The organism is Bifidobacterium sp. wkB344 (assembly GCF_003688305.1).
Taxonomy (GTDB): domain Bacteria; phylum Actinomycetota; class Actinomycetes; order Actinomycetales; family Bifidobacteriaceae; genus Bombiscardovia; species Bombiscardovia mizhiensis.
This window is the reverse complement of sequence record NZ_NPOQ01000016.1, coordinates 496,221-520,790: the sequence shown is the minus strand read 5'-3', so window position 1 is coordinate 520,790 and position 24,570 is coordinate 496,221. Positions and strand designations below refer to the sequence as shown.

Here is a 24,570-nt window from a genome sequence, read left to right as displayed (position 1 = left end):
CCGTCGCCGAGCTGGCCATTGCCGTTTTCTCCCCATGCCCAGGCGTTTCCGTCGCTGTCCACGACCAGCGAATGAAAGCCTCCGGCGCTGACCTGTGTGTAGGTGAGATCCGCGGGCGCGTCTGTAGGCTTCCCCACCTTGACCGGCGTAGACCGGTCGGTGGTCGTCCCGTCACCGATCTGGCCATTGTCGTTCCATCCGCAGGCGTAGGCGTTGCCGTCGCTGCCCAGGGCCAGCGAATAAAATCGTCCGGCGCTGACCTGTGCGTAGGTGAAGTCCGCGGGCGCGTCTGTAGGCTTCCCCACCTTGGCTGGCGTAGTCCGCCTGGTTTCCGTTCCGTCGCCGAGCTGGCCATTGCCGTTTTCTCCCCATGCCCAGGCGTTTCCGTCGCTGTCCACGACCAGCGAATGAAAGCCTCCGGCGCTGACCTGTGTGTAGGTGAGATCCGCGGGCGCGTCTGTAGGCTTCCCCACCTTGACCGGCGTAGACCGGTCGGTGGTCGTCCCGTCACCGATCTGGCCATTGTCGTTCCATCCGCAGGCGTAGGCGTTGCCGTCGCTGCCCAGGGCCAGCGAATAAAATCGTCCGGCGCTGACCTGTGCGTAGGTGAAGTCCGCGGGCGCGTCTGTAGGCTTCCCCACCTTGGCTGGCGTAGTCCGCCTGGTTTCCGTTCCGTCGCCGAGCTGGCCATTGCCGTTTTCTCCCCATGCCCAGGCGTTTCCGTCGCTGTCCACGACCAGCGAATGAAAGCCTCCGGCGCTGACCTGTGTGTAGGTGAGATCCGCGGGCGCGTCTGTAGGCTTCCCCACCTTGACCGGCGTAGACCGGTCGGTGGTCGTCCCGTCACCGATCTGGCCATTGTCGTTCCATCCGCAGGCGTAGGCGTTGCCGTCGCTGCCCAGGGCCAGCGAATAAAATCGTCCGGCGCTGACCTGTGCGTAGGTGAAGTCCGCGGGCGCGTCTGTAGGCTTCCCCACCTTGGCTGGCGTAGTCCGCCTGGTTTCCGTTCCGTCGCCGAGCTGGCCATTGCCGTTTTCTCCCCATGCCCAGGCGTTTCCGTCGCTGTCCACGACCAGCGAATGAAAGCCTCCGGCGCTGACCTGTGTGTAGGTGAGATCCGCGGGCGCGTCTGTAGGCTTCCCCACCTTGACCGGCGTAGTCCGGTCGGTGGTCGTCCCGTCACCGATCTGGCTGGAGGAGTTTTTTCCCCAGGCGTAGGCGTTGCCGTCGCTGCCCAGGGCCAGCGAATGGTATTGCCCGGCGCTGACCTGTGTGTAGGTGAAATCCGTCGGCGTGCCTGTAGGCTTCCCCACTTTGACCGGCGTAGTCTTTTGAGAGGTTGTCCCGTCGCCGAGCTGACCATTGTCGTTCCATCCCCAGGCGTAGGCGTTGCCGTCGCTGCCCAGGGCCAGCGAATGCCGACTTCCGGCGCTGACTTGCACATAGGTGAAATCCGCGGGTGTGCCTTCAGGCTTGCTCACCTTGACCGGTGTAGTCCTTTGAGTGGTTGTCCCGTCGCCGAGTTCGCCATACCAGTTGTCTCCCCATGCGTAGGCGTTCCCGTCGCTGCCCACAGCCAAGGAAAAACCATAGGATCTCCTACCGTCGTATGATGATCCGCTGACCTGGCTGAACCTGATGCCTCGGCTGGTGTCTGGAGGGGTGAGGATGGTGGTTTCGTTGCCGAGCCGGCTGCCCTGGTCGGGGTTGATTTTCCATGTGTTGTTGGGGTCTTTGAAGGTCCATTTGGCGGTCAGGGTCAGATCCTTGGTGACGGGTTTGCTGAAGTCGTAGGCGACTTCGCCGGTGAACCATCCGTCGAACTGGTAGCCCTCACGCGCAGGGTCGGGGGAGGGCCGCTTCGCCCTGCCGTTCGGGGTCGGGAATTCCTGGTCTGCTGGTTCGGGTTTTCCTCCGTCCGTGTCGAAGTGGACCGTAAACGTGGATTTTTGCTCGGTGCCTCTGTTCAGCGTCTGGTCGACGGTGTAGTTGAGGTTTTTGGTGAAGGGCTGGCCGTCCTGTCTGCCGGCGAGTGTGATGGTGGCTTGTCCCGGCTTGTGGGCGGGTATGTCTGTCTGCCAGGCGTCGTTGTTCTTGGTGAGGTTGAGCGGCTGGCTGTCCATGCCGGCTGATTCCAGTGTGGGTGCCTGTGCGGTGTCGGGTCTTGCCGGCTGGCCGGGCTTACCCTGCCCGTCCAGGCTCCACGTGAGCATGTTGCCCTTCGTGCTGATGGCGGTGATCCTGCTGCCTGTCTTGGCGGCTTGCATGTAGTGCTGGTTCCCGTCGTCCGCTCGGGTGGGTGTTTCGCCTGGCTTCCAGGCCCAGAGGTGGCCGTTCGTGTCGGTGATGACGGCCTGTCTGTCGTTGGCGCTGATCGAGTTGGCTTTCATGCGTTCCGGCAGGCTGACCGCTGTGGGGCTAGTCGTGTTGTCGGCCAGGTAATGGATCTGCCTTTCTGCGTCCAGAAGGAGGAACCCCTGGTCGAGGGCCTGGGCCTGGAGAATGCGCATGCCCGGGTCCTGCCTGATGCGTTCGGGTTCGACGTTGCCGGTGTTGCTCGCATCCCAGGTCCAGGCCTGCCCGTCCGCGTCCAGGGTGAGGGTCCGGCTGCTGGTGGCGGCCGAGAGTACTGCCTGAGCCTGACCGGGCAGGTCGACTGTGGCGTGTTCTGTGGGTTTCATGTTCGGACCGTCGGTTTGGCTGGCCTGGTAGGCGTGGACCTGTCCCTGCCGGTCCACCGCCAGCAGCCGGCCGCCGTTGATGCTGATGCTGGTGAACCTGGTGTTCTGTCCGGTGTCGAGAATCGAGGGTGTGGGCTGTTGGCTGTTCCAGGTGTAGATCCGCTGGTCGGATCCGAGGGCCGCCTGCCGGCGGTTGCCGGCTGCAACCTGCAGGTAGTGGAATCCGTCGGCAGCCTGGACGGGAGCGGGGACCTGCTTGGGTGTGCCGTCTTGCGTCCATGTGTAGATGCGGCCGTCGCCTGTCAGGCTGACAATCTGGTTTCCTGCGGCTTGGATGCTGGCGAATTGAGGCTCCTGCCGGTTGGGTGGGCTGATGGTCAGGACGGTTCCGGAGGCGGGCCCGTGATCCGGGCTCAATGTCCAGTCCGTGGTTTTTGTCCATTGGGCTTTCAGGTTGGTGTCCTGGAGTATGGGGGTCTGGAAGTCGAAGGGTTGGCCGTCGAGTGTCCACCCGTCGAACCGGAAGCCTTGACGTTGGGGATTCTGTTGTGGGGGAGCGGCGAGGGCGCCGGTCTTCACGGTTGACTGTGTCGGCTTGCTGCCGTCGGCGGGGTCGAAGCGCACCATATGCGGAGTTTGATCATCGCTATCGGATGGCTTGGTTGAAGCGGATCCTGTGGTGTCAGGCGTTCCGGTCGGCGATGACGGGGTGTTTGGGCTTGGTGTCGTGGTGCTTAATGGTGAGGAAGGTGTCAGCGGTGATGGTGTGGGTAGTGGGGTGTTGGCTGCGTTGCTGGGGAAAGTGCCGGGGGTTTGCTCAGCTACCCGAGGGGTCTGAAGTCCCCCTGTGAGGATAGGAGCGTCCGACTGGGCGGATGCGACGCCCAGGCCTGCCAGCAGGCCCAGCAGGACGATCATCATCGCCATGATGCGACGCAGTTGGGAAACCAGGTGCATGACTTGTAAACCCCTTCACCAAACACCAAGCGAAGCCAACAGCTCGCTGATAAATGTCGTCTTTGTCGGAAAGCTGCCCTGTCTTTCAACGCCGGATCTGTACCGGATCGCAGGAACCATGGCGGAAGCCAGCCGTCTTTCCGTTACCCCTGTTTTTCACCATACCACCCATCCAGCAAACAATACACATAAACCAGCTCAGCAGTCCCGTGACAATAATCATCCTGGGTTGGTGGAATGCTGTTGTTCAAAGCAATTATGCCAAGTCGTGAGGCAAGGATGTGAACTGAGCTGGCCTGGAGTCATGTGACCTTAGTGGGTCTGGCCACGTCAATATCTGTCTCAGGCGGGAATGAGAGCGGCTCGCCCGTATTATCGTCGATAAAAGTGTGGTGGGGGCGCAGGAGGAGTGTCGGCTTCTTGGGGATTGAGCCTTGTATGACACTTTCCTCCATGCGCCCCAATGAGGCGGGTGGATGGGAGTTGACCCATCTGCCGGCCTTCTTACTCGTGTGAAGTGTGCAGGAACCGTTGCGTTTCTCTCCGGTGTCGGCGTGAGGCCAGCACTGCGCCCATGCTGGTCATGCCGGTGGCTAAAGCCAGCAGAATGCCTTCTCCGCCAGCCCTGGGCAGCACGCCTAGGGGCTTGTAAGTGTAGGTAAGTGAGGTGTCTGGCTTCTGAACTTTGTCGCCAAGCTTGTAGTCGACGCTGACTGTGACTGGTCCCGGCTCATGCGCAGGAGTCACCACGGTGACGTTTCTGCTGTTGCTGACATGGGTCAGGTTCGTGCCGGGGCTGGTGTCGAACTTGGCTGCAGTGATCACCGGCTGTAGAGGGAACATCACTGGCGTAGGAACCAAACTCAGGCTTCCTGCATCGGTATTGCCGATCTGGCCATTGCTGTTATCTCCCCAAGCTTTGGCGTTCCCGTCCATGTCGATGGCCAGCGAATGCTGCCATCCTGCTCTGACTTGCATGGCGTTCAGCCAAGATCCGGCCGAGTTCGTGTGTTGCGCGGAGGCAGCCACCTTCACGGGAGAAAGACGGAGATTCGTAGTATTGTCACCGAGTCGGCCATCGCCGTTGTTTCCCCATGCCCAAGTGGTCCCGTTCTCGTCGATTGCCAGCGAATGAGAGCTTCCGGCGCTGACCTGTACAGCTTTCAGCCCTGTGCTCGCGACCTTGGGATCAAGCAGCACCTGTTTAGGAACAGGATTCGCAACGAACTGTCCGGTGACGTTGCCAGTGCCGAGTTGGGCGTAGCGGTTCCATCCCCATGCCCAAACATTCCCGTTCTTGTCGATTGCCAGCGAATGAGAGTCTCCGCCGCTGACCTGTACAGCTTTCAGCACAGTGTTTGCCTCAGTGGGATTAAGCAGCACTTTTTGGGGATTAGGATTCGCCTTGTCATTTATTTCGCTGTTGGTGTTGTTGCCGAGTTGGCCATAGTAGTTGTACCCCCACGCCCAGGTGTTTCCATCCTCGTCGATTGCCAGAGAGTGATAGCCTCCGCCGCTGACCTGTATGGCTTTCAGCCCTGTGTTGGCACCGGTAGAATCAAGCTGAACCCGTTTGGGGAAAGGATTTGCTTTTTCAGTGAAGTTGTTGGTGTTGTCGCCGAGCTGACCGTTTTTGTTGAGTCCCCATGCCCAAATGTTTCCATCCTTGTCAACGGCCAACGAATGATAGTATCCGGCGCTCACCTGTATGGCCTTCAGTCCTTTGCTCGCGTCGGTGGGGCTGGCAGGGTCGCGTACACGCACGGGAACAGCCGAGTAGCTGCCGCTAGTGTTGTTGCCGAGCTGGCCATAGCTGTTGCCTCCCCAGGCGTACACGTATCCGTCGCTGCCTAGGCCCAGCGAATGTTGCCATCCGGCACTGACTTGCATGTAGTTGAAATCAGTCGACACGCCTGCAGGCTTCTTCACCTTGACCGGCGTAGTCCTATTGGTGGTCGTCCCATCCCCGAGCTGACCATAGCTGTTGCCTCCCCAGGCGTAGGCGTTTCCATCGCTGCCAACCGCTAGAGAAAAGCTATCGGGACTCTGTGAGCAGTTGACCTGGTTGAATTTGACGCCGCTGGCGTCGGTCGGCGGGGTAATGGTGGTCTGTTGCCCGCCGAGCTGGCTGCCTTTGTCGGGGCTTATCTTCCAGGTGTTGTTGGGGTCTTTGTAGGTCCATTTGGCGCTGATGGTGAGGTTGCTGGTGACGGGTTTGCTGAAGTCGTAGGCGATTTTGCCGATGAACCACCCGCCGAACTCGTAGCCGTTGCGCGTCGGGTCTGGGTAGGGGCGTTGCACCCGTCCGAATGGATAGGTGACCTGCTGGGGTTGGGGTGCCTGGCTTCCTCCTGCTGTATCGAAGGTGATCGTGTGGGTGGAATCCTGTTGAGCATCCCTTAACAGCGGCTGGTCGACGGTGTAATTGAGGCTCTTGGTGAAGGGCTTATCGTCCTGCCTGCCGGTGATGGTGATGACGGCCGGCCCGGGATCGTGGGCGGGGACATCTGCCTGCCAGGCATCGCCGGTTTTGCTGAGTGTCAAGTCTTGGCCATCCAGGCTGGCTGATTCCAGGGTGGGAGCTGTGGTGGAGTCGATTTTTGCCGGCTTGCCCGGCAGGCCTTGAGCATCGATGCTCCACTGATATAGGCTGCCCTGCCTGTCTAGGGCGGCGATTTCGTTGCCGATGCGGACTGCTTGCATGTAGTGCTGGTTCCCGCTGTCTGCGCGCGTGGGTGCCTCGCCTGACTTCCAGAACCAGAGGCGGCCGTCCTTGTCTGTGATGATGGCTTGGTCATTGCTGGCGCTGATCCGGCTGGCTTTCGTGCTTTCTGGCAGGTTGACGGCTTTGGCACTGGTCGCGTTGTCGGCCAGGTACCAGGTATGCCCGTCAGCGTCCAGCAGGAGCAGCCCCTGGTTGAGGGCTGCAGCCTGGATGATGCGCACATCCTGGTCCTGCATGATGGGTGACGGCTTCGTGTTTCCTGCCTGGTCTGGCTTCCATGACCATGCCTGCCCGTCCGCGTCCACGATGAGTGTCCGGCTGGGGGAGGCGACGGCCAGTGTCGCCTGAGTTTGCCCGGGCAGGCTGATTGTGGAGTGCTCAGTGGGTTTCATGTTCCGGCTGTCGGCCTGGCTGGCCTGGAAATTGTGGACACGGCCCTGCTGGTCCACGGCCAGCAGCCGGTTGCTGCTTGTGCTGATGCTGGTGAACCTGATGTTCCGATCAGTGTCGAGGATGGTGGGCGTGGGCTGTTGGCTGGTCCAGGTGTAGATGTGCTGGTCGGACCCGAGGGCCGCCTGCCAATGGCTGCCGGCTGCGGCTTGCAGGTAGTGGAACCCTTCGGGAGCTTGGGCAGGGAGAGCAACCTGTTTTGGTGTGCCGTCTTGTGCCCAAACGTAGATGTTGCCGTCGCCGGTCAGGCCGACAAACTGGCTGTTTGCCGTGTGGATGCTCGTGTAGTAGGGCTCCTGCTTGTTGGGCGGGCTGAGGGTCAGGCGGGCGCCGGAGGAGGGTCCGTGGTTCGGGCTCAGAGTCCAGTCCGTGGCCTTGGCCCAACGGGCGGTCAGCGTCGTGTCTTGCAGGATGGGGGTCTGGAAATCGAAGGGCTGGCCATCAAGCGTCCACCCGTCGAACCGGAAGCCCTCACGTTGCGGGTTCTTTTGCGGAGGTGAGGCAAGGTTCCCGGTCTTTACGGTCGCTTGGGTGGGTTTGCTTCCGTCGGCCGGATCGAAGCGCACCGTGTGCGCGGCCTGATCATCTGTCTGCCGGGATGGCCTGGTTGAAGCGGAGTCTGCACTGCTTGGACTATTTGTCGGCGATGACGGGGTGTTTGGGCTTGATGTCGTGGGGCTCAGGGGCGAGGCAGTTGTCAGAGGCGAGGGCGAAGGAAGCGGCGTGCCGGTTGTGCTGCTGGGAAGAGTGGCGGGGGTTTGCTTAGCTACGCGAGGGGTCTGACGACCCCCCCCCCCCTCCCCCTCGATCAGCATAGATTCAGTAGCACTGTCGGTTTCAGCTTCGGCTTCGACTATGCCCAAGCCTGACAGGAGCAGCAGAAGAATAATCACGAACGTCAGTGAACCCGCTCGGGAGCCTATACGCATGACTTACAAACATCTTCCCCAACAACAGGCTTGCCTGTCTTCTGTTATTCCCCAACGGCCGGCCAACACCACTGCTACGTCTTACTTGTAGAGGAGTCTCTCAGCCATTCAAGGCTGATTTGGCGCCAATTGCGCTGATGCAGTCAGAAGACGAAAGACCCCTCAACATCCCCACAAAAATCATACCATCTGAGCCTATAGGCATCGGCCAAATCCCCGTCCAGGCGGTTGGGAAAGAGCGACTGCTTATAGTAATTATTTGGGATAGAGAAACAAACAGCGGCCGGGCTGGCTGGGGGCTGTTGAGCCTCCTGGCCGGCCTGGCCGTGTTTCCTCCTCTCCCGGGCGGGGGCGGGGGCGTGCATGCCTGCCCTCGGCTTCTGCCTGCAGAAGTGTGGTGGGGGCGCGGGAGGAAAGTATCGGGCTCTCTTGGGGTTTGAGCCTTGTGTGGCACTTGTCCTGCCTGCTCCCCCTTGATGGGCCGGGGGCGGGGGGATTGATACGCCGCCCGGCCGCTCTTACTCGCGTGAAGCATGTGACAGCTGGCGTGTTTCCTTTCGGTGGCGGCGGGATGCGAGGACCCCGCCCATGCCGGTCATGCCGGTGGCCAGGGCGAGCAGGATGCCTTCCCCGCCTGCCTGGGGGAGCACACCTGCAGGCAGGTACGTGTATCTGAGGGTGGTGTCGGGCGTTTGGGGTGCGCCGCCCAGCGTGTAGTCCACGCTGACGGTGACCGTGCCCGGCTGGTGTGCGGGCGTGAGCACGCTCACGCTGCCGCCGTCGCCGCGCGTCAGCCCTGATGCGGGGGTCTGGTCGAACCTGACGCCGGTGATCACCAGAGCCAGGTTGAACGACACCGGCACAGGAACAGTCGATAGGATGGTGTTGCTGTTGTCGCCGAGCCGGCCATAGTCGTTGTCTCCCCATGCCCAGGCGTTGCCGTCGCTGCCCACGGCCAGGGAAAGATAGTATCCGCCGCTGACCTGTGCGGCTTTGAGCCCTTTGCTCCTGTCGGCGGGACTGGCGGGGTCACGCACGCGCACAGGAACAGACGAAGAGCTGGCGCTGCTGTTGTTGCCGAGGTCACCAGACCCGTTGGATCCCCAGGCGTAAACGTTGCCGTCGCTGCCCAGGGCCAGGGAATGATCCCATCCGGCGCTGACCTGCAGGTAGGTGAAATCCGCTGGCAGGTCCGGGTAGGTCTTCCGGTCGGGCGTCTTCACCCTGGCCGGCGCAGCCCGGTAGCTGACGTTTGTCCCGTCGCCGAGCCGGCCATAGTCGTTGTCTCCCCATGCCCAGGCGTTGCCGTCGCTGCCCACGGCCAGCGAAAGATGGTATCCGCCGCTGAGCTGTGCGGCTTTGAGCCCTTTGCTCGTGTCGGTGGGGCTGGCGGGGTCGCGCACGCGCATAGGAACAGGATTCGTGTCACTGTATCCGCTGGCGGTGTTGTTGCCGAGCTGGCCATACCAGTTGCATCCCCAGGCGTAGGCGTATCCGTCGCTGCCCACGGCCAGGGAATGATCGACTCCGGCGCTGACCTGCAGGTAGGTGAAATCCGCTGGCAGGTCCGGGTAGGTCTTCCGGTCGGGCGTCTTCACCCTGACCGGCGCATCCCGGTCGGTGGTTGTCCCGTCGCCGAGCCGGCCATAGGTGTTGTGTCCCCAGGCGTAAACGTTGCCGTCGCTGCCCAGGGCCAGCGAATGATAGCCTCCGGCGCTGACCTGCAGGTAGGTGAAATCCGCTGGCAGGTCCGGGTAGGTCTTCCGGTCGGGCGTCTTCACCCTGACCGGCGCATCCCGGTCGGTGGTTGTCCCGTCGCCGAGCCGGCCATAGGTGTTGTGTCCCCAGGCGTAGGCGTTGCCGTCGCTGCCCAGGGCCAGCGAATGATAGCCTCCGGCGCTGACCTGCAGGTAGGTGAAATCCGCTGGCAGGTCCGGGTACGTGCTGCGGTCGGGCTTCCTCACCATGACCGGCGTGTACCGTGTGGTGCTCGTCCCGTCGCCGAGCTGGCCAGAGTCGTTGTATCCCCAGGCGTAGGCGTTGCCGTCGCTACCCACAGCCAAGGAAAAATAACCGTTTGTTGATCCGCTGATCTGGCTGAATCTGATGCCCCGGCTGGCGTTGTCGGGCGGGGTGATGGTGGCGGGTTCCCTGCCCAGCTGGCTGCCCTTATTGGGGCTGATGCTCCACTTGGTGTTCCGGCTTGCCGGCGTCCAGTGGGCGGCCAGGGTGAGGTCCTTGTCGACGGGCCTGCTGAAATCGTAGGCGATGTTGCCGGTGAACCATCCGTCGAACAGGAAGCCTTCCCGCGCCGGGTCGGGGGAGGGGCGCTTCGCCCTCCCGTAGGGGGAGGGGACAGTCTGGTCTGCTGGTTTGGGGTTTCCGCCTCCCGTGTCGAAGCGGACCGTGAACGCGGATCCTGGCTCCGCAGCCCGTGCCAGCGGCTGGTCGACCGTGTACGCAAGGCTCCTGGCGAAAGGCTGCCCGTCCTGCCTGCCCGTGATAAGGATGGCGGCCGGCCCCGGCTGGCGGGCGGGGATCTGCACCTGCCAGGCGCTGCCGGTCTTGCTGAGGCTGAGCGGCTGGCCGTCCAGGCTGGCTGATGCCAAGGTGGGCGCCTGCGTGGTGTCGAGCCTGTCGGGCTTGCCGGGCTGGCCCTGCCCGTCCAGGCTCCATGCGAGCATGCTTCCTTGCCTGCTGATGGCGGTGATCCTGCCGCCGGCAGCGGCGGCCTGCACGTAGGCTTGGTTCCTGCTGTCCGCGCGCTTGGGGGTCTTGCCGGGCTGCCAGGCCCAGACATGGCCGTCCGCATCAGTGATGACGGCCTGGTCCTTGTTGGCGGTGATCCTGTTGGCCTGCGCGCCGTCCGGCAGGCTGAGCTGGATCATGGCGGCAGTGCCGTCTGGCAGGTACCGGGCCTGCCCGTTTGTGTCCAGGAGGAGGAACCCCTGGTTGAGGGCCTGGGCCTGGACGATGCGCATGCCCGGGTCCTGCTTGACGCGTGCGGGCTTGGCTTTTCCGGTCTTGCTCGTATCCCAGGTCCAGGCTTGTCCGTCCTCGTCCACGATGAGCGCCTGGCTGGCGGAGGCGACGGCGGTGACGGCCTGCGCCTTTCCGGGCAGGCTGGTTGCGGCCTGCTCCAAGCATTTCGGGTTCTGATTCTGGCTGTCGGCCTGGCTGGTCAGGAAAGCGTGGATTTGTCCTTGTTGGTCCACTACCAGGAGCCGGTCATCGTTCATACTGATGCTGGTGAACCTGATGTTCCGATCGGCGTCAAGGATGGCGGGCGTGGGCTGTCTGCTGGCCCATGTGTAGATGTGCTGGTCGGATCCGAGGGCCGCCTGCCATCGGCTGCCGGCTGCAACCTGCAGGTAGCGGAACCCGTCGGGAGCCTGGGCGGGGGAGGGGACTGGTTTGGGCGTGCCGTCCTGCGTCCAGGTGTGGATGCGGCCGTCGCCGGTCAAGCCGAGGAACCGGTCTCCAGCGGCGTGGACGCTGGCGAACTGAGGCTCCTGCCTGTCGGGCGGGCTGATGGTCAGCTTGCCGCCGGAGGCGGGCCCATGATCAGGGCTCAGCGTCCAGTCCGTGGTCTTCGACCACTGGGCTTTCAGGGTCGTGTCCTGGAGGATGGGGGTCTGCAAGTCGAAAAGCTGGCCGTCACGCGTCCACCCGTCGAACCGGAAGCCCTCACGTTGAGGATTCTGCTGCGGGGGAGCGGCGAGAGTCCCGGTCTTCACGCTCGTTTGGGTGGGTTTGCTGCCGTCGGCCGGGTCGAAGCGCACTATGTGCGAAGCCTGACCATCCGTGTTCTCTGCTGGTTTGGCTGGAGCGGAGCCTGTGCTGCCGGGTGTTCCCGTCGTCGATGACGGGGCTTCTGGCGTGGGGCTTAACGGTGTGGTGGCTTGTATCGGCGAGGGCGAGGATAGCGGGGTGTCTGGAGTGCTGCTGGGGGGAATGCCGGGGGTTTGCTCAGCTACGCGAGGGGTCTGACCCCCCCCCCCCCGGTGTGGATGGGAGCATCCGCCTGGGCGGATACGACGCCCAGGCCCGCAAGCATTCCCAGCAGGACGACAGCCATCGCCAGGATGCGACGCAGACGGGAAACCAGATGCATCAAACCAAAACCCCTTCACCAAACACCAAACGGAATCAACACCGCCTGTTTATCAACGTTCTGCCTGCCAGCGCCAGCCCTGCATCACATCGCAGGAGCCAATGGCGAAGCCAGCCGTCTTCTCGACATCCCCCGCTTTTCACCCTACCACCCAGCCCGCAAACAACACACGAGCCAGGTCCAACCGCCCGGGGACAATGAACCCGACTGATCTCGAAGAAAGGAGCCAGCGTATGACCAACCAGGGATACTATCTGCCGGGACTCTACGTTCGGGAGGGGTCCATCCCCGTTCCCTTGGACTGGGCGGGCAGTGAACCTGGCGTCTGGCGACCCGAAGATCATTCGGACCAGGCGGTCATCCGCTGCTTCTACCGCGTGGTCTGCGCCCCCGAGCACATCCACGATGACCTGCCGCTGCTGGTCTACCTGCAGGGCGGACCAGGCTCGGGCGCCCCACGGCCGCTGAACGCCACTGCCGACGGGTGGATGGCCGAGGCCCTGCGCCACTTCCGCATTGTCCTGCCCGACCAGCGGGGTACGGGCCGGTCCAGTGCCATCGATGGCTCCACCATGGCTTTCCTGGGCGAGCCCCGGGCCCAGGCCGACTATCTGAAGCATTTTCTGGCCGACTCCATCATCCGGGACTTCGAGCACCTGCGTCGCACGGTCTTCGCCGGCCGTCCCTGGGTGACCCTTGGGCAGAGTTTCGGCGGCTTCCTGACCATGGCCTACCTGTCGAACTTCCCCGAAGGTATTACTGCGGCTTTTACTACCGGGGGCGTGCCGCATATCCCCGCTGATGCCTATGAGCTCTATTCCCATACCTTCACCAAAATGGCCCAGCGGTCCCAGATCTTCTATCAGCGCTATCCAGGGGACCAAGACCGTGTGGCGGCCATTGCCGACCGGCTGTCCCAGGGCGATGTGGTTCTGCCCGGCGGCGACCCCCTGAGCGTGGAGCGGCTGCAGACCCTGGGCGCCGACCTGGGCAAGAGCGGCGGGTTCGAGCGTCTCCATTGGCTGCTGGACACAGCCTTCCTGGACGGGGACGGCAGCCTGCCCGCTTCCGGCGCCAGCAGCTCCCGGGCCACCCTCTCGCAGGCCTTCCTGGAGGGGGTGCGGGCGGACACTGCGGTTACACCGCTCTACTGGCCCCTGCAGGAGTTCATCTACGCCGATGGGGACTGCGAACCTCTGCGCTGGGCTGCGCAGCGGGTGCGCGATGCCCGTCCTGAATTCGACACTGCTGCCCGCCCGCTCATGTTCACCGGGGAGGCGATCTTCCCCTGGATGTTCGAGCAGGAGTCGGCCCTGCGTCCCTTCGGCCCGGCGGTCAGCCTGCTCATGGAGGAGGGCTCCTGGGGCCACCTGTACGATCCCGAGCGCCTTGCCGACAATCAGGTACCCCTGCAGGCCGCGGTCTATGCCGACGACCTCTACGTGCCCTCCGAGCTTCAGCTGGACACCCTCTCGCGCGTGGGCCACGCCCATGCCTGGGTGACCAACGAGTTCGAGCACGACGGGCTGCACGGGGACAGGGTCTTCGCCCACCTCTACCGGCTGGCCCTGGAGCGCGGCGATTTGGAGGGGCTCTTCCCGGCGCGCGGCTAGACTTGAGGGCATGAACACGGAATCATTGACTCTCGGATTCATCGGATACGGCAACATGGCCCAGGCCATGGCCCAGGGCCTGGTCGACGCGGGCGTGCTGCCCGGCGGCCGGATTGTGGCCTGCGCAGCCCACTACGACCGGCTGGTGGAGCGGACGGCCCAGCTGGGGGTGCGGCCCATGCACTCCGGCACCGAGGTGGCTGCGGCCGCCGATCTGGTGATTCTGGCCGTCAAGCCTGGGCAGGTGGCCCAGGTCTGCGAGCCCATCCGCCATGAGCTGGCTGACCCGGACCGCATGGTCCTCTCGGTGGTGGGCGGCATGACCCTTGAGGACTATGCCGACATCCTGGAGGAGGGTACCCACCTGATCTGCGCCATCCCCAACACCCCCATTTCCGTAGGGCAGGGGGTTCTGGTCACCCAGGAGGACGATACCCTGACCGACCAGCAGCGGGAGCTCTTCACCCAGGTCTTCGACCCGGTGGCCATGATCGAGCGGCTGCCCCGGGAGCTGGTCTCGGTGGGCACGACCATCGCCGGATGCGCGCCCGCCTACACGGCCATGTACATGGAGGCCCTGGCCGACGCCGGGGTGGAGCATGGGCTGCCCAGGCAGGCGGCCTACCGGCTGGCGGCGCGAATGGTGGAGGGAACCGGAGCCCTCTACCTGGCCACCGGCACCAACCCCGGGGCCATGAAGGATGCGGTCTGCTCGCCGGGCGGAACCACCATCAAGGGCGTTGCATCCCTGGAGAAGCACGGCTTCCGTGGAGCGGTTATCGAGGCCATCGATGCGGTGGAGCGCGGCGACTAGGGGGGAGCCACGCCGGGGCAGTCCGGGCAATAGACTGGTGCATATGTCGTTAACCATAGGAATCGTCGGGCTGCCCAACGTCGGCAAGTCCACACTCTTCAACGCCCTCACCCGCAACAACGTTCTGGCGGAGAACTATCCCTTCGCCACCATCGAGCCCAACACCGGCATCGTGCCCCTGCCCGACGACCGGCTGCCCGTCCTGGCCAAGCTGGTCCACACGGACAAGATCGTGCCCGCCACGGTCACCTTCGTGGACATCGCCGGCATCGTCAAGGGGGCCTCGGAGGGGGAGGGGCTGGGCAACCAGTTCCTGGCCAACATCCGCGAGGCCGATGCCATCTGCGAGGTGGTCCGTGCCTTCAATGACGACGACATCGTCCACGTCAACGGCAAGGTGGATCCGGCCGACGACATCGACACCATCAACACCGAGCTGATCCTGGCCGACATGCAGACCATCGACAAGGCCCTGCCCAAGCTGGAGAAGGACCAGCGCGGCGGCAAAATCAAGCCCGCCTACCTGGACACCGTCCGCAAGGCCAAGGAGATTCTGGGCCAGGGCCGGACCATCGACCAGGCGGCCCAGGCCGGGGACATCGACAAGGACGAGCTCTACGACCTGCATCTGATGACCGCCAAGCCCTTCATCTACGTCTTCAACGTGGACGACGACGAGCTGCAGAACGAGGACTTGAAGAAGCAGCTGGCCGACTCCGTGGCTCCCGCGCCCGCCATTTTCTTGAATGCCCAGTTCGAGTCCGAACTGACCGAGCTGGACGAGGCCGACGCCCGCGAGATGCTGACCGATGCCGGGCTCAAGGAGTCCGGCCTGGACCAGCTGGCCCGGGTGGGCTTCGACATTCTTGGCCTGCAGACTTTCCTGACCGCCGGGGTCAAGGAGGTGCGCGCCTGGCAGATCCACCAGGGCTGGACCGCCCCCCAGGCCGCCGGCGTCATCCACACCGACTTCGAGAAGGGCTTCATCAAGGCCGAGGTGGTCTCATACGACGACTTCGTGGCCGCCGACGGGTCCTACGCCAAGGTGCGCGAGGAGGGCAAGATGCGCCTTGAGGGCAAGGACTACGTCATGCAGGACGGCGACATCGTGGAGTTCAAGACCGGCATCCCCTCCGGCTCCAAGAAGTGAGCGCCCGTCCCGGGTTCGCCATTCGCCGGGGTCATGGGCTGCCGCTGATCTTCGTGCACGGGTCCGGCGTGGATCACCACATCTTCGATGAACTGGACCCCGTCTTCGAGCGGGTGGGCGGATTCGAGCGGATCTATCTGGATCAGCCCGGCTTCGGCCGCACACCGCCCGACCCGTCCATTCTCGACCTGGACGGTCTGGCCCGGTGGCTGGATGATCAGGTGGACATTTTCAGCGGTGGCGGCCCCTTCGCCCTGGTGGGCAACTCCCTGGGCGGGCTGCTCAGTCGCCATGCTGCCGCTGGTCGGTTGGACCGCTGCCGGGGGATGGCTCTGCTCTCCTCGGTGGTCGACCCGGTGACCGCCCACAGGCGCCTGCCCCCGCGTCAGGTGCTGGTCCGGGACGACCAGGGCCTGGCCGATGTGGACGAGTTCACTAGGCATGCCTACCGGCAGATGGCAGTGGTGGAGTCCCGGGAGCATCTCGAGGCCTACCAGCGCACCATCATGCCCGGCATTCGTTCGGCTGATGCCGACACGGTGGCTCGAATGGAGGGGCACTACCAGCTGGATATGGAATTCGATCAGGTCTGGTCCGGATTCATAGCCCCTGTGCTCTTTGTCTGCGGCCGCCAGGACGACCGGGTGGGCTACCTGGACCAGTTCGACCTGGCCTGCCGCTTCCCCCGGGCCTCCTACTCGCTGCTGGACCGGGCCGGCCACAATGTGCAGATCGAGCAGACCGCCCTGGTTTGCGACCTGCTGGAGGATTGGGCCAGGCAGGTGCTGAACGGCTGAGTCTCTCCCGGTTTCGTCTGTCACTACAATGAACTATGCATACAGGTTCGTTCAATGGCGACGAAGGGGAAGGACATGGCTGTCTGGGGATTGGATAGCGAACGCCTTAAGCGGCGTGCGCTTGCCATGCTCCGTTGGCTGCTGGACCCTATCCGCCGCACGCCTGTGGTAGTGACAAGCGCCCTGCTGACACTGCTGCTGACAGTCCTGATCGTCAACCTGATCCAGCCGGTGGATGCGGCTCACGCGGAACGATCGGCAGGTGCGAGCGCTTCCAGCACAGCCACTGTTTCGGCGAGACAATTTCCCAAGGCGCATCATTCCGGCAAATCTGCCTCCTCCTCTTCATCAACCACAAAGAATCAGACAACACGGCAGAAGCCAGACCCTGCTGCTACTTCTGCTTCTCCTGTTGATTGGCTCAAGCCTTCGCAGCAGGTCGGTTACCCGGATCCTGCGGCCCACCCTGGCCTCTCCCTGGAGGTCAGCCTTCAGGATCAGCGGGTCTATGTGCGCGACGGGTCTGAACTGCTCTACACCATGTACGCCTCAACGGGCATGGATGACTCCACGCCCAGGGGCAGTTTCCGCATCCAGTCTGAGCGCGGCGACCACTTCTACAATCCCGGCGAGGGGATGGGCGCCCGCTACTACACCAGTTTTCTGAACCACGGGGTCTTCCTCTTCCACTCGGTCCCCACTGATTCCAGGGGCGGCTACATCAAGGAGGAGGCCGATATGCTGGGCATCCGCCCTGGCTCCCACGGCTGCATCCGACTGACGGTGCCTGACGCTCGATGGATCATGCAGTCCGTGCCAACCGGCACGCCCGTCTTGGTCAAGTGAATTTCTCTGGCAAGCCGGGATTGCCTCGTCCAAAATGTGACCATTCGCCGTCGTGCCTGCCCTCGGTTTTCTAACTTTGCTCTACCACAGAGAGAACTATCGAGAGGAAGTGGTCAGGAATCATGCAAAAGGTGCAGCGGTTCAGTGACTGGTTGACTAAGTGGTTCATCCTGGTGGTCCTAGCGTGGGCCGCCATAAACTTCTTTGTCCCGCAGATTAGCATTTGGGCCCGCAGCTACACCAACTACTTCCTGAGCATTATTCTCTTCGGCATGGGGCTGACCCTGAGCCTGGACGACTTCAAGCGAATCCTCAAGATGCCGCTCATGGTCATCGTCGGCACCATAGCCCATTACCTGATCATGCCTCTGCTGGCCGTGCTGCTCTGCCGCATCTTCCGGCTGGACGGCATGATCGCCGTGGGTGTCATCCTGGTGGGCTGCTGCCCCTCGGGGACATCCTCCAACGTCATGTCCTACCTGTCGCGCGGCGATGTGGCCCTGGACGTGTCCATAGGCCTGCTTTCCACCCTGTGTGCGCCCCTGATGATCCCCATGCTGATGAATCTGCTGGCCAGCCAGTATGTGGACATCCCCACCAAGCAGCTCTTCCTGACGGCCCTTGAGGTGGTGCTGATCCCCATCGCCCTGGGCTTGGCCGTCCACGCCATATTCAAGGAGAAGGTGCAGAAGGTGACCGTGGCCCTGCCGGCGGTCTCGCAGATCGCCATACTGATCATCATCGGCGTGGTGGTCTCCGTCAACCATGCCAAGCTCTTCACCGCCGCCACCGCCCTGGTCCTGCCGGTGGTCATGCTCCACAACCTGTGCGGGTACGGGCTGGGCTTCCTCTTCAGCCGGCTCATGTACCGCCTCTACCCCAAGGGGTTCCGCTACGCCCAGCAGAAGGCCATCACCTTCGAGGTGGGCATGCAGGATTCCGGACTGGGCGCGACCCTGGCCCTGCAGGCCTTCGCCGCCGACCCGATTGTGGCCATACCCTCCACCTTCTTCAGCGTCTGGCACAACATCTCCGGCTCGGTGCTGTCCGCCTGGTGGCGTCGGCATGACGACCGTCTGGGGATTGCCGCCGACTCCGCCCAGGGTCGTCCGGAACCGGTTCGCGCCTAGGTTCCGCAGCCCCTTGATTGCTGGCTGGATCTGCTACAGGCCCGGTCCGGCCAGCAGGAAGCCCAGGGCCGTCAGCAGGGGCGGCAGGAGCATTGAGGCTGCCAGATAGCCCAGCGCTGCCAGGTGCCGTCTCAGCCGGGCCAGGGCCAGCACCTCGTTGACCGCTGTCGAGAAGGTGGAGAAGCCGCCCAGCAGTCCTGTGGCCAGCAGCAGCCGTCCCCAGGCGGGCAGTCCGTGGAAGGTTGCCAGGGCGGCCACCAGTCCTGCAGCCAATCCGGCCAGCAGGTTGATGACCATGGTCGACAGGGGCAGGTCCACCTGCCAGCGGGCCTTGACCAGGGTGTCCAGCAGGTAGCGAAGTCCGGCCCCCAGGCCGCCGCACAGGCAGATCAGCAAGGTAAATGTAAGGGTCATCGCGCACCTGCTTAGATGTGTGCGGACAGACGGGCTCCCAGCGCTGCCATGGCCCAGGAGACCATCAGGCCTCCGGCAAAGGAGACCAGCAGGTAGGCAAGGGTTGCCCGGACTTGACCGCCCGACAGGCCTTGGACCAGTTCCAGCGAGAGCGTGGACATGGTCGACAGCCCTCCGCACAGGCCCATACCCAGGCCCTTGTTGGTCAGCTGCCTTCGGCGCTCAAGTGCGCTTTTGGGCAGTCCGGCGAGGAAGGCGGTCAGCAGGGCGTAACCTGCGCAGGCGATCAGGTTGGCCAGGAGGGTTCCCGGATGCAGTGGGCCGCTCTGGCCTGGCAGCAGGCTCAGGGCGTACCGGCAGCCGGTGCCCAGTGTTCCGCCCAGCATCACCACCAGGGCTGTGGCCATATCAGGTCCGGTAGGGGATTTGGTCATTGAAGGCTCGGTTCCCGACGGATCAGCGTCCGCAGGGTCGGGCTGAATGGCATGCGCCTGCACCCGGCCCATAGACGGGGTCGTCGAATCATGGTGCAGGAACTATCAGCAGTTTGCGGTTCGGGGCTCAAGCCCCGGGCGGGTTCCATCGCCCGAGGCTCATTCTAGGAGCCCAAGGGGACCGCAGCCGTCGCAGCTGCGAGACTGTTCACTCGGTGTGGTTCTCCGGGTCCAGGGTCAGCCGGTCGTCATCGGAATCGTAGTCGAAGAGCTCACCGTAGCGGCCCCAGGTGATGGCGGTGTCGAACTGCTGGACGGCCTCCTTGTCCGAGTGGTGGGCCCGCAGCAGGTCCAGGATCAGGGAGCCGTGCAGGCTCTTGTCGTCGCTGTTCTTCAGGGCCCGGTCGATGATGCGGATCAGGGGAACGTGATCCATCAGCATGCGTGAGAACATCTCCTTGCTCTCCAGGATGTCCGCGTCGTGCCAGGCACGGCCCTGGTCGGTCAGCCTGACGTGCCCGTTGTCCGCCTGGAAGATGCCCAGCATGAGCCCGGCGTCGATCAGGGGGAAGAGGTCGTCCACCTCGAAGGAGAGCTTGGCGGCCAGGTCGGCCAGATCCATGCCGTTGGGCTGGTTGACCATGACGTCGGCCAGACCGGCCAGGCCGCCGGGGGTGGCGTCGGGCAGGTTGCGCTCGGCGGTCTCCTCGTCCCGGACCGAGTCCCGCACAGCCTGACGGTTGCGCACTTTGGTCTGCAGACGGCGGCGGATGTCCTCGCTGTCGCGCTGGCCGGTCAGGATGGAGTAGAGGTAGTCCACGCAGGACTGGAAGAGGTCGGACTGCTTGTCCCGAGGCCTGTCCAGGTTGATGGGCACGTTGGCGATGACCCGGCCCGGATGCGAGTCCAGGACCAGGACCCGGTCGGCCATCTCCACGGCTTCTTCGATGTTGTGGGTGACGATCAGGACCGACTTGACGCTGCCAGCCTCCTCGGACCAGACCTTGAGGACCTCCTGGCGAAGATTCTCGGCTGTCAGCACGTCCAAGGCGGAGAAGGGCTCGTCCATGAAGAGGGCGTCCGGCTTGAGGACCAGGGCCCGGGCGATGCCCACGCGCTGGCGCATGCCGCCGGAGAGCTCCTTGGGGTAGGCGCTCTCGAAGCCGTCCAGGCCGATGGCATCGATGGCGGCCAGGGAGAGTTTCTCCCGCTCCTTCTTGGGCACGCCACGGGCCTGCAGGCCCAGCTCGACGTTGTCCTTGACGGTCAGCCAGGGCATCAGGGCGAAGCTCTGGAAGACCAGGGCCACGCCGGGGTTGGGCCCGTCCAGCTGCTTGCCCCGGTATTCGACGCTGCCCTTGCTGGCCGGAACCAGGCCGGCCAGGATGCGCAGCAGGGTGGACTTGCCGGCGCCTGAGCGGCCCAGGATGGCCACCACCTCGCCCTCGTGCAGGGTGAAGTCGATGTTGTCCAGGACGGTCAGCTCCGCGCCCTTGTCGGACTGGTAGGTTTTGGTCACGTGCTCGGCCGTGATGATCCCGTTGGAATTGATCTTGGTCATTGTCGAACCTCTCAGACTTCTCATGTCAGGGAATAGCGCCGTTGTGCCAGTGATTGCAGGGGAGACCAGAAGAACCGGTCGGCCAGGACCACGAAGATGCTCATGACGGCCACTCCAAGGATGATGCGGGGAGTGTCGCCGGTGGCGGTCACCTGGGCGATGTAAGCACCCAGGCCCTTGGCCGTCAGTTCGGTTTTGCCGTAGGAGACCACCTCGGAGACGATGGAGGCGTTCCAGGCCCCGCCGGCCGCTGTGATGCCGCCGGTACACCAGGAGCCGAACAGGGCCGGCAGGATCAGGGTCTTCCATCGTTGCCAGCGGTTCTGCCCCAGGCTGCGCGACATCTCCAGCAGGTCGTCGGGGATGGCCGAGGCTCCGGCGATGACGTTGAAGAGGATGTACCACTGGGTGCCCAGGGCCATGAGCAGGATGCTGCCCCAGTTGATGTCGATCCGCCAGATGATGAAGACCATGGTGACGAAGGGGAAGATGAAGTTGGCCGGGAAGGAGGCCAGAATCTGCACCAGGGGCTGCAGGTAGCGGGAGATGCGCGGATTCATGCCGATCAGGGCGCCTATCGGGACCCAGACGATGGTGCAGACCACCATCAGGATCAGCACGCGCAGGAAGGTCAGCAGGCCCAGCTGGAAGACGTGTCCGACCTCGCCAAGGCCCAGCGGGCGGATGACCAGACGGTCCAGCTGCCAGAGACCCCACAGGCCGATCAGCGCCAGGCAGACCCACCAAACCAGGTCGCTTGCCCGCCGACGTCCGCCTCCACGGTTCCAGCGTGCCCCGGTGCGGCCCAGAGGGCGGGTGATCCGGTCCAACATGTCGGCCAGGGGATGGCCCACCAGACCCAAGAGGTCCTTGACCCCGGACAGGCGGATGATCGTCAGCACCAGACTGCGCCGGGGCTCGGTGGACTGGCTGCTGGTGTAGCGGAACTTCTCGGCCCAGGCGGTCAGCGGCTTCCAGAGCAGGAAGTCAATCAATAGGACCACCACGATCATGGTCAGGATGGCCAGCCCCACCTTGCCTAGATCCTGCTCGGCGGTGGCCTCCTCTACGAAGGAACCGATGCCGGGCAGGGCCAGGGTCCTGTTGTTGACCGAGATCATCTCGGAGGCGGTCAGGAAGAACCAGCCGCCGCCCATGCTCATCATGCAGTTCCAGAGCAGGGGAATCATGGAATTGGGCACGTCCAGCTTCCAGAAGCGCTGCCAGCGGGTCAGGCGCATCAGCCGCACCGCCTCGTCCAGGTCGGCGGGCTCGCTGGTCAGGGAGTTATAGAAGGAGAAGGCCATGTTCCAGGCCTGGCTGGTGAAGATGGCGAAGATGGAGGCCGCCTCCACGCCCATGATGGACCCGGGGAAGAGGACCAGCCAGATGGAGATGGTGGCCGACAGGAATCCCAGGACGGGCACCGACTGCAGGATGTCCAGCAGGGGGATGAGCACGGCGCCCAGGCGGCGGGAGCGCGCGGCGGCCAGTCCGTAGAGGAAGGCGAAGACCAGGGAGATGATCAGGGCCGCGAACATGCGGAAGAGGGAGCGCAGCGCGTAATAGGGCAGGTTGGTAGGGTCGGTGGAGACGTGCGAGGATACGCCCGCCGGGCCGATGGGTGCGCCCAGGGCCGGCAGCAGATAGGCCAGGGACCCCAGCAGGACCAGGGCGCCTATGGCTACGGCCAGGCCCGTCCATATGCGGGTGGAGCGCGATGCCTGGCTGCGGTCGTCGTTCAGTGGAGAACGGAGCATTCCTGGCAGTGCGACAGTATTCACGATGGCCTCCCTCCAAGGTGCGGAACATCCTTGTCGGCAGCCTCGAAGACGGCGTGGCGATCGGCCATGAGCCGACCATTGTCATCGTTCAAGCTTCGGCTTCGCATGGTATTTGGCCCTGCATTAGTCCCTGCCTTGATCCGACGGGGACTGTTGACCTGCGCGGGGTGTCTCCACCACTTTGCGGCAGCATGCCTTGTCCATGCGGTAGCTTCACCTACCGACCACCCAATAACATAGATGGGCCCAAGAGCAGTGTCAAGCATTTGCGAAACCAGCGTTGCCAGCCTTGCCGTCCTTGCCAGGGCTGACAATGACAAGGGTCTGCACGCAGTCATTGCAGGCGCGAAATGGAATGTAAGGAGTGAATCCCTATGAAGATCGTGGCAGTCACGGCCAACCCCGAACCCAAGAGTCTGACCGATGCGGCGGGCAACGCCCTGCTGGACGGTGCGGCCGAGGGCGGGGCTCGCACCGAGTTGATCGACCTTTGTGCCGAGGGGTTCAATCCCGTCTTCGGCATGGAGGACAGGACCCACTACCTGGGCCAGGGACCCATGCCCGAGGATGTCCAGGCCATGCAGGAGCGGATCAAGGATGCGGACGTGCTGGCCCTGGTTTTCCCTGTCTACTGGTACAGCATGCCGGCCATCATGAAGGGCTTCATCGACCGGGTCATCTGCCGGGGCTTCGCATACCACGCTGATGGAACCCCGGGTGCCTTGGCCGGGCGCCGGGTGGAGTTGGTCATGCTGACCGGCGGAGACAAGGAATGGTACCGGTCCAGCGGCATCGGTGAGGCCTTGGACAACCAGCTGGGCAAGCAGACCTTCCTCAAGTACTGCCAGGTCGCCCAGGTGGAGACCATCTATGTGGACAATCTGGATTCGGGCAACGATGAGCAGGAGGCGCGGGAGGCCGCCGACCGGCACCTGGTGGCCTTGGCCCTCAAGGGTCGTCGGCTGGCCGCAGGCACCGAGCCCGGAGCAGGCCAGGACGCTCAGTGACGCTCAACATCGGGTTTGTCTTCGATGACACTCTGGATGTGTTTGACGGGGTTCAGCAGCACATTCTGACCCTGGGACGGGAGCTGGGCAGGCGGGGCCACAGGGTCCAGTACCTGGTCGGGCAGACCGCCCATCCGCCGGTTGACGGGGTTCACTCCCTGTCCCGCAACGTCATGGTCTCCTTCAACGGCAACAGGATGCGCATACCCCTGCCGGCGCCCAAGGCGCCCATCCGTCGGGTTCTGGAGGCCGGGCACTTCGACCTGCTGCACGTCCAGGCCCCCTACAGCCCCTTCCTGGCCGGTCGGGTCATCCGCGCCGCGCATCCTTCAACGGCCCTGGTGGCCACCTATCACATCGCCCCCACGGGAAACCTGCAGTTGCTGGGCGGCCGACTGCTGGGGATTATCAACCGCAGGACCCATAGGCGCGTCGACAGGGTCATCGCGGTCTCGCCCGTGGCGGCCAGCTATGCCCGGCAGACTGCCGGTGTGCCCAGCAGGGTGGTGGCCAACCCCGTGGACGTGGCTGCCCTGCGTCGGGCCCGTCAGGCCGCTGGCGACCAGGAGGTGGCGCGCCTGCACGGCCAGGGGCCGCATCTGGTCTTTCTGGGACGGTTCGTGGCCCGCAAGGGGGCGGGGATCCTGCTTTCGGCCCTCCAGGCGGGGGAGCGGGCCGGCATCCTGCCTGAAGACCTGCATGTGACCATGGCCGGCAAAGGGCCGCTGCTGGAGGACTGCCGTCGAAAGGCTGCCACCCTGCGCACTCCGGTGGCCTTCCCCGGCTTCGTGGCTGAGAAGGACAAGCCCGCCCTGCTGGCCTCCTCCGATCTGACCGTCTTTCCTTCCACCGGGGGCGAGTCCTTCGGTATCGTCCTGCTGGAGGCCATCGCCTCGGGCACGGCTCCGGTGCTGGCTGGGGACAATCCCGGCTACCGGTCCACCCTGATGGGCGATAAGCGGGCTCTGGTGCCCGTCGACTCGCCCAACACCCCCGAACTGCTGGCCCAACGAATCGTCCAGGCTCTGGGGGACTCCTCCTGGAGGCGGAATGTGCGCCATGACCAGCTGGCGCTCTTGGACCGCTACGACGTGACCACCGTGGCTGATCAGGTGGAGGAGGTCTACCGGCAAGCCATTCAAGACCGCCGTCTCATGTAGGGTA

Annotated in this window: 16 protein-coding genes and 2 riboswitches; of the genes, 8 read left to right on the top strand and 8 right to left on the bottom strand. The window is 63.9% G+C overall.

Going from position 1 to position 24,570, the window contains the following annotated elements; genetic code table 11:
* The 4 genes from CI601_RS06795 to CI601_RS08455 form a co-directional block, all read right to left on the bottom strand.
* On the bottom strand, nt 1–3,638 hold a 3,638-nt coding region (locus tag CI601_RS06795; protein ID WP_121914834.1), incomplete at its 3' end, for an InlB B-repeat-containing protein.
* A 504-nt stretch (nt 3,639–4,142) separates the two neighbouring features.
* A complete protein-coding gene (locus tag CI601_RS06790; RefSeq protein WP_121914796.1) occupies nt 4,143–7,379 on the bottom strand; it encodes an InlB B-repeat-containing protein in 3,237 nt (1,078 codons plus the stop codon).
* 881 nt (nt 7,380–8,260) lie between these two features.
* Nucleotides 8,261–11,524 carry an InlB B-repeat-containing protein gene (locus CI601_RS06780; RefSeq protein WP_121914794.1) on the bottom strand — a complete coding sequence of 1,088 codons (3,264 nt, stop codon included), beginning with the start codon at nt 11,522–11,524 and terminating at the stop codon, nt 8,261–8,263.
* A 191-nt stretch (nt 11,525–11,715) separates the two neighbouring features.
* On the bottom strand, nt 11,716–11,856 hold the full coding sequence (locus tag CI601_RS08455; RefSeq protein ID WP_183129785.1) for a hypothetical protein: 141 nt from the start codon (nt 11,854–11,856) through the stop codon (nt 11,716–11,718).
* 233 nt (nt 11,857–12,089) lie between these two features.
* Between CI601_RS08455 and CI601_RS06775 the strand changes: the two genes are divergently transcribed.
* The 6 genes from CI601_RS06775 (at nt 12,090) to CI601_RS06750 (ending at nt 18,206) form a co-directional block, all read left to right on the top strand.
* Nucleotides 12,090–13,469 carry an alpha/beta fold hydrolase gene (locus tag CI601_RS06775; RefSeq protein ID WP_121914793.1) on the top strand — a complete coding sequence of 460 codons (1,380 nt, stop codon included), beginning with the start codon at nt 12,090–12,092 and terminating at the stop codon, nt 13,467–13,469.
* 10 nt (nt 13,470–13,479) lie between these two features.
* The gene (proC, locus tag CI601_RS06770; RefSeq protein ID WP_121914792.1) at nt 13,480–14,283 is read left to right on the top strand and encodes a pyrroline-5-carboxylate reductase; all 804 of its coding nucleotides are present in this window, start codon (nt 13,480–13,482) and stop codon (nt 14,281–14,283) included.
* A 43-nt stretch (nt 14,284–14,326) separates the two neighbouring features.
* Entirely contained in the window at nt 14,327–15,433 is a 1,107-nt protein-coding gene (ychF, locus tag CI601_RS06765; protein ID WP_024627312.1) for a redox-regulated ATPase YchF, read from the top strand.
* On the top strand, nt 15,430–16,230 hold the full coding sequence (locus CI601_RS06760) for an alpha/beta fold hydrolase (protein ID WP_121914791.1): 801 nt from the start codon (nt 15,430–15,432) through the stop codon (nt 16,228–16,230). The genes ychF and CI601_RS06760 overlap by 4 nt, the downstream gene beginning before the upstream one ends.
* Nucleotides 16,231–16,284: 54 nt before the next feature.
* Nucleotides 16,285–17,076, top strand: a complete 792-nt coding sequence (locus tag CI601_RS06755; protein ID WP_220702626.1) for a L,D-transpeptidase — start codon at nt 16,285–16,287, stop codon at nt 17,074–17,076.
* Nucleotides 17,077–17,198: 122 nt separating this feature from the next.
* A complete protein-coding gene (locus CI601_RS06750; RefSeq protein ID WP_045924581.1) occupies nt 17,199–18,206 on the top strand; it encodes a bile acid:sodium symporter family protein in 1,008 nt (335 codons plus the stop codon).
* Nucleotides 18,207–18,239: 33 nt separating this feature from the next.
* Here CI601_RS06750 and CI601_RS06745 read toward each other — a convergent pair whose 3' ends face one another.
* From CI601_RS06745 to CI601_RS06730, 4 genes are all read right to left on the bottom strand, one after another.
* On the bottom strand, nt 18,240–18,620 hold the full coding sequence (locus tag CI601_RS06745) for a CrcB family protein (RefSeq protein ID WP_121914790.1): 381 nt from the start codon (nt 18,618–18,620) through the stop codon (nt 18,240–18,242).
* 11 nt (nt 18,621–18,631) lie between these two features.
* Nucleotides 18,632–19,054, bottom strand: a complete 423-nt coding sequence (locus CI601_RS06740; RefSeq protein ID WP_183129784.1) for a CrcB family protein — start codon at nt 19,052–19,054, stop codon at nt 18,632–18,634.
* 89 nt (nt 19,055–19,143) lie between these two features.
* Nucleotides 19,144–19,216, bottom strand: a riboswitch (Fluoride riboswitch).
* A gap of 46 nt (nt 19,217–19,262) precedes the next feature.
* Complete coding sequence (locus tag CI601_RS06735) at nt 19,263–20,615, bottom strand: nitrate/sulfonate/bicarbonate ABC transporter ATP-binding protein (protein WP_121914788.1); 1,353 nt, start codon at nt 20,613–20,615, stop codon at nt 19,263–19,265.
* Between the two features lie 20 nt (nt 20,616–20,635).
* Nucleotides 20,636–22,375 carry an ABC transporter permease subunit gene (locus CI601_RS06730; RefSeq protein WP_183129797.1) on the bottom strand — a complete coding sequence of 580 codons (1,740 nt, stop codon included), beginning with the start codon at nt 22,373–22,375 and terminating at the stop codon, nt 20,636–20,638.
* A gap of 97 nt (nt 22,376–22,472) precedes the next feature.
* A riboswitch (M-box (ykoK) riboswitch) is annotated at nt 22,473–22,631 on the bottom strand.
* A gap of 142 nt (nt 22,632–22,773) precedes the next feature.
* Here CI601_RS06730 and CI601_RS06725 point away from each other — a divergent pair.
* Together CI601_RS06725 and CI601_RS06720 are read left to right on the top strand one after the other, a co-directional pair.
* A complete protein-coding gene (locus CI601_RS06725) occupies nt 22,774–23,406 on the top strand; it encodes an NAD(P)H-dependent oxidoreductase (protein ID WP_121914786.1) in 633 nt (210 codons plus the stop codon).
* Nucleotides 23,403–24,566 carry a glycosyltransferase family 4 protein gene (locus CI601_RS06720; RefSeq protein ID WP_121914785.1) on the top strand — a complete coding sequence of 388 codons (1,164 nt, stop codon included), beginning with the start codon at nt 23,403–23,405 and terminating at the stop codon, nt 24,564–24,566. The genes CI601_RS06725 and CI601_RS06720 overlap by 4 nt, the downstream gene beginning before the upstream one ends.
* Nucleotides 24,567–24,570 lie beyond the last annotated feature (4 nt).

What these genes read in the sequence shown, in the direction of transcription:
- CI601_RS06750 (WP_045924581.1), top strand. Translation starts at nt 17,199, where the DNA reads ATGCAAAAGGTGCAGCGGTTCAGTGACTGGTTGACTAAGTGGTTCATC.
- ychF (WP_024627312.1), top strand. Translation starts at nt 14,327, where the DNA reads ATGTCGTTAACCATAGGAATCGTCGGGCTGCCCAACGTCGGCAAGTCC.
- CI601_RS06745 (WP_121914790.1), bottom strand. Translation starts at nt 18,620, where the DNA reads ATGACCCTTACATTTACCTTGCTGATCTGCCTGTGCGGCGGCCTGGGG.
- CI601_RS06740 (WP_183129784.1), bottom strand. Translation starts at nt 19,054, where the DNA reads ATGACCAAATCCCCTACCGGACCTGATATGGCCACAGCCCTGGTGGTG.
- CI601_RS06775 (WP_121914793.1), top strand. Translation starts at nt 12,090, where the DNA reads ATGACCAACCAGGGATACTATCTGCCGGGACTCTACGTTCGGGAGGGG.
- proC (WP_121914792.1), top strand. Translation starts at nt 13,480, where the DNA reads ATGAACACGGAATCATTGACTCTCGGATTCATCGGATACGGCAACATG.
- CI601_RS06725 (WP_121914786.1), top strand. Translation starts at nt 22,774, where the DNA reads ATGAAGATCGTGGCAGTCACGGCCAACCCCGAACCCAAGAGTCTGACC.
- CI601_RS06755 (WP_220702626.1), top strand. Translation starts at nt 16,285, where the DNA reads ATGGCGACGAAGGGGAAGGACATGGCTGTCTGGGGATTGGATAGCGAA.
- CI601_RS06735 (WP_121914788.1), bottom strand. Translation starts at nt 20,615, where the DNA reads ATGACCAAGATCAATTCCAACGGGATCATCACGGCCGAGCACGTGACC.
- CI601_RS06730 (WP_183129797.1), bottom strand. Translation starts at nt 22,375, where the DNA reads ATGCTCCGTTCTCCACTGAACGACGACCGCAGCCAGGCATCGCGCTCC.
- CI601_RS08455 (WP_183129785.1), bottom strand. Translation starts at nt 11,856, where the DNA reads ATGCATCTGGTTTCCCGTCTGCGTCGCATCCTGGCGATGGCTGTCGTC.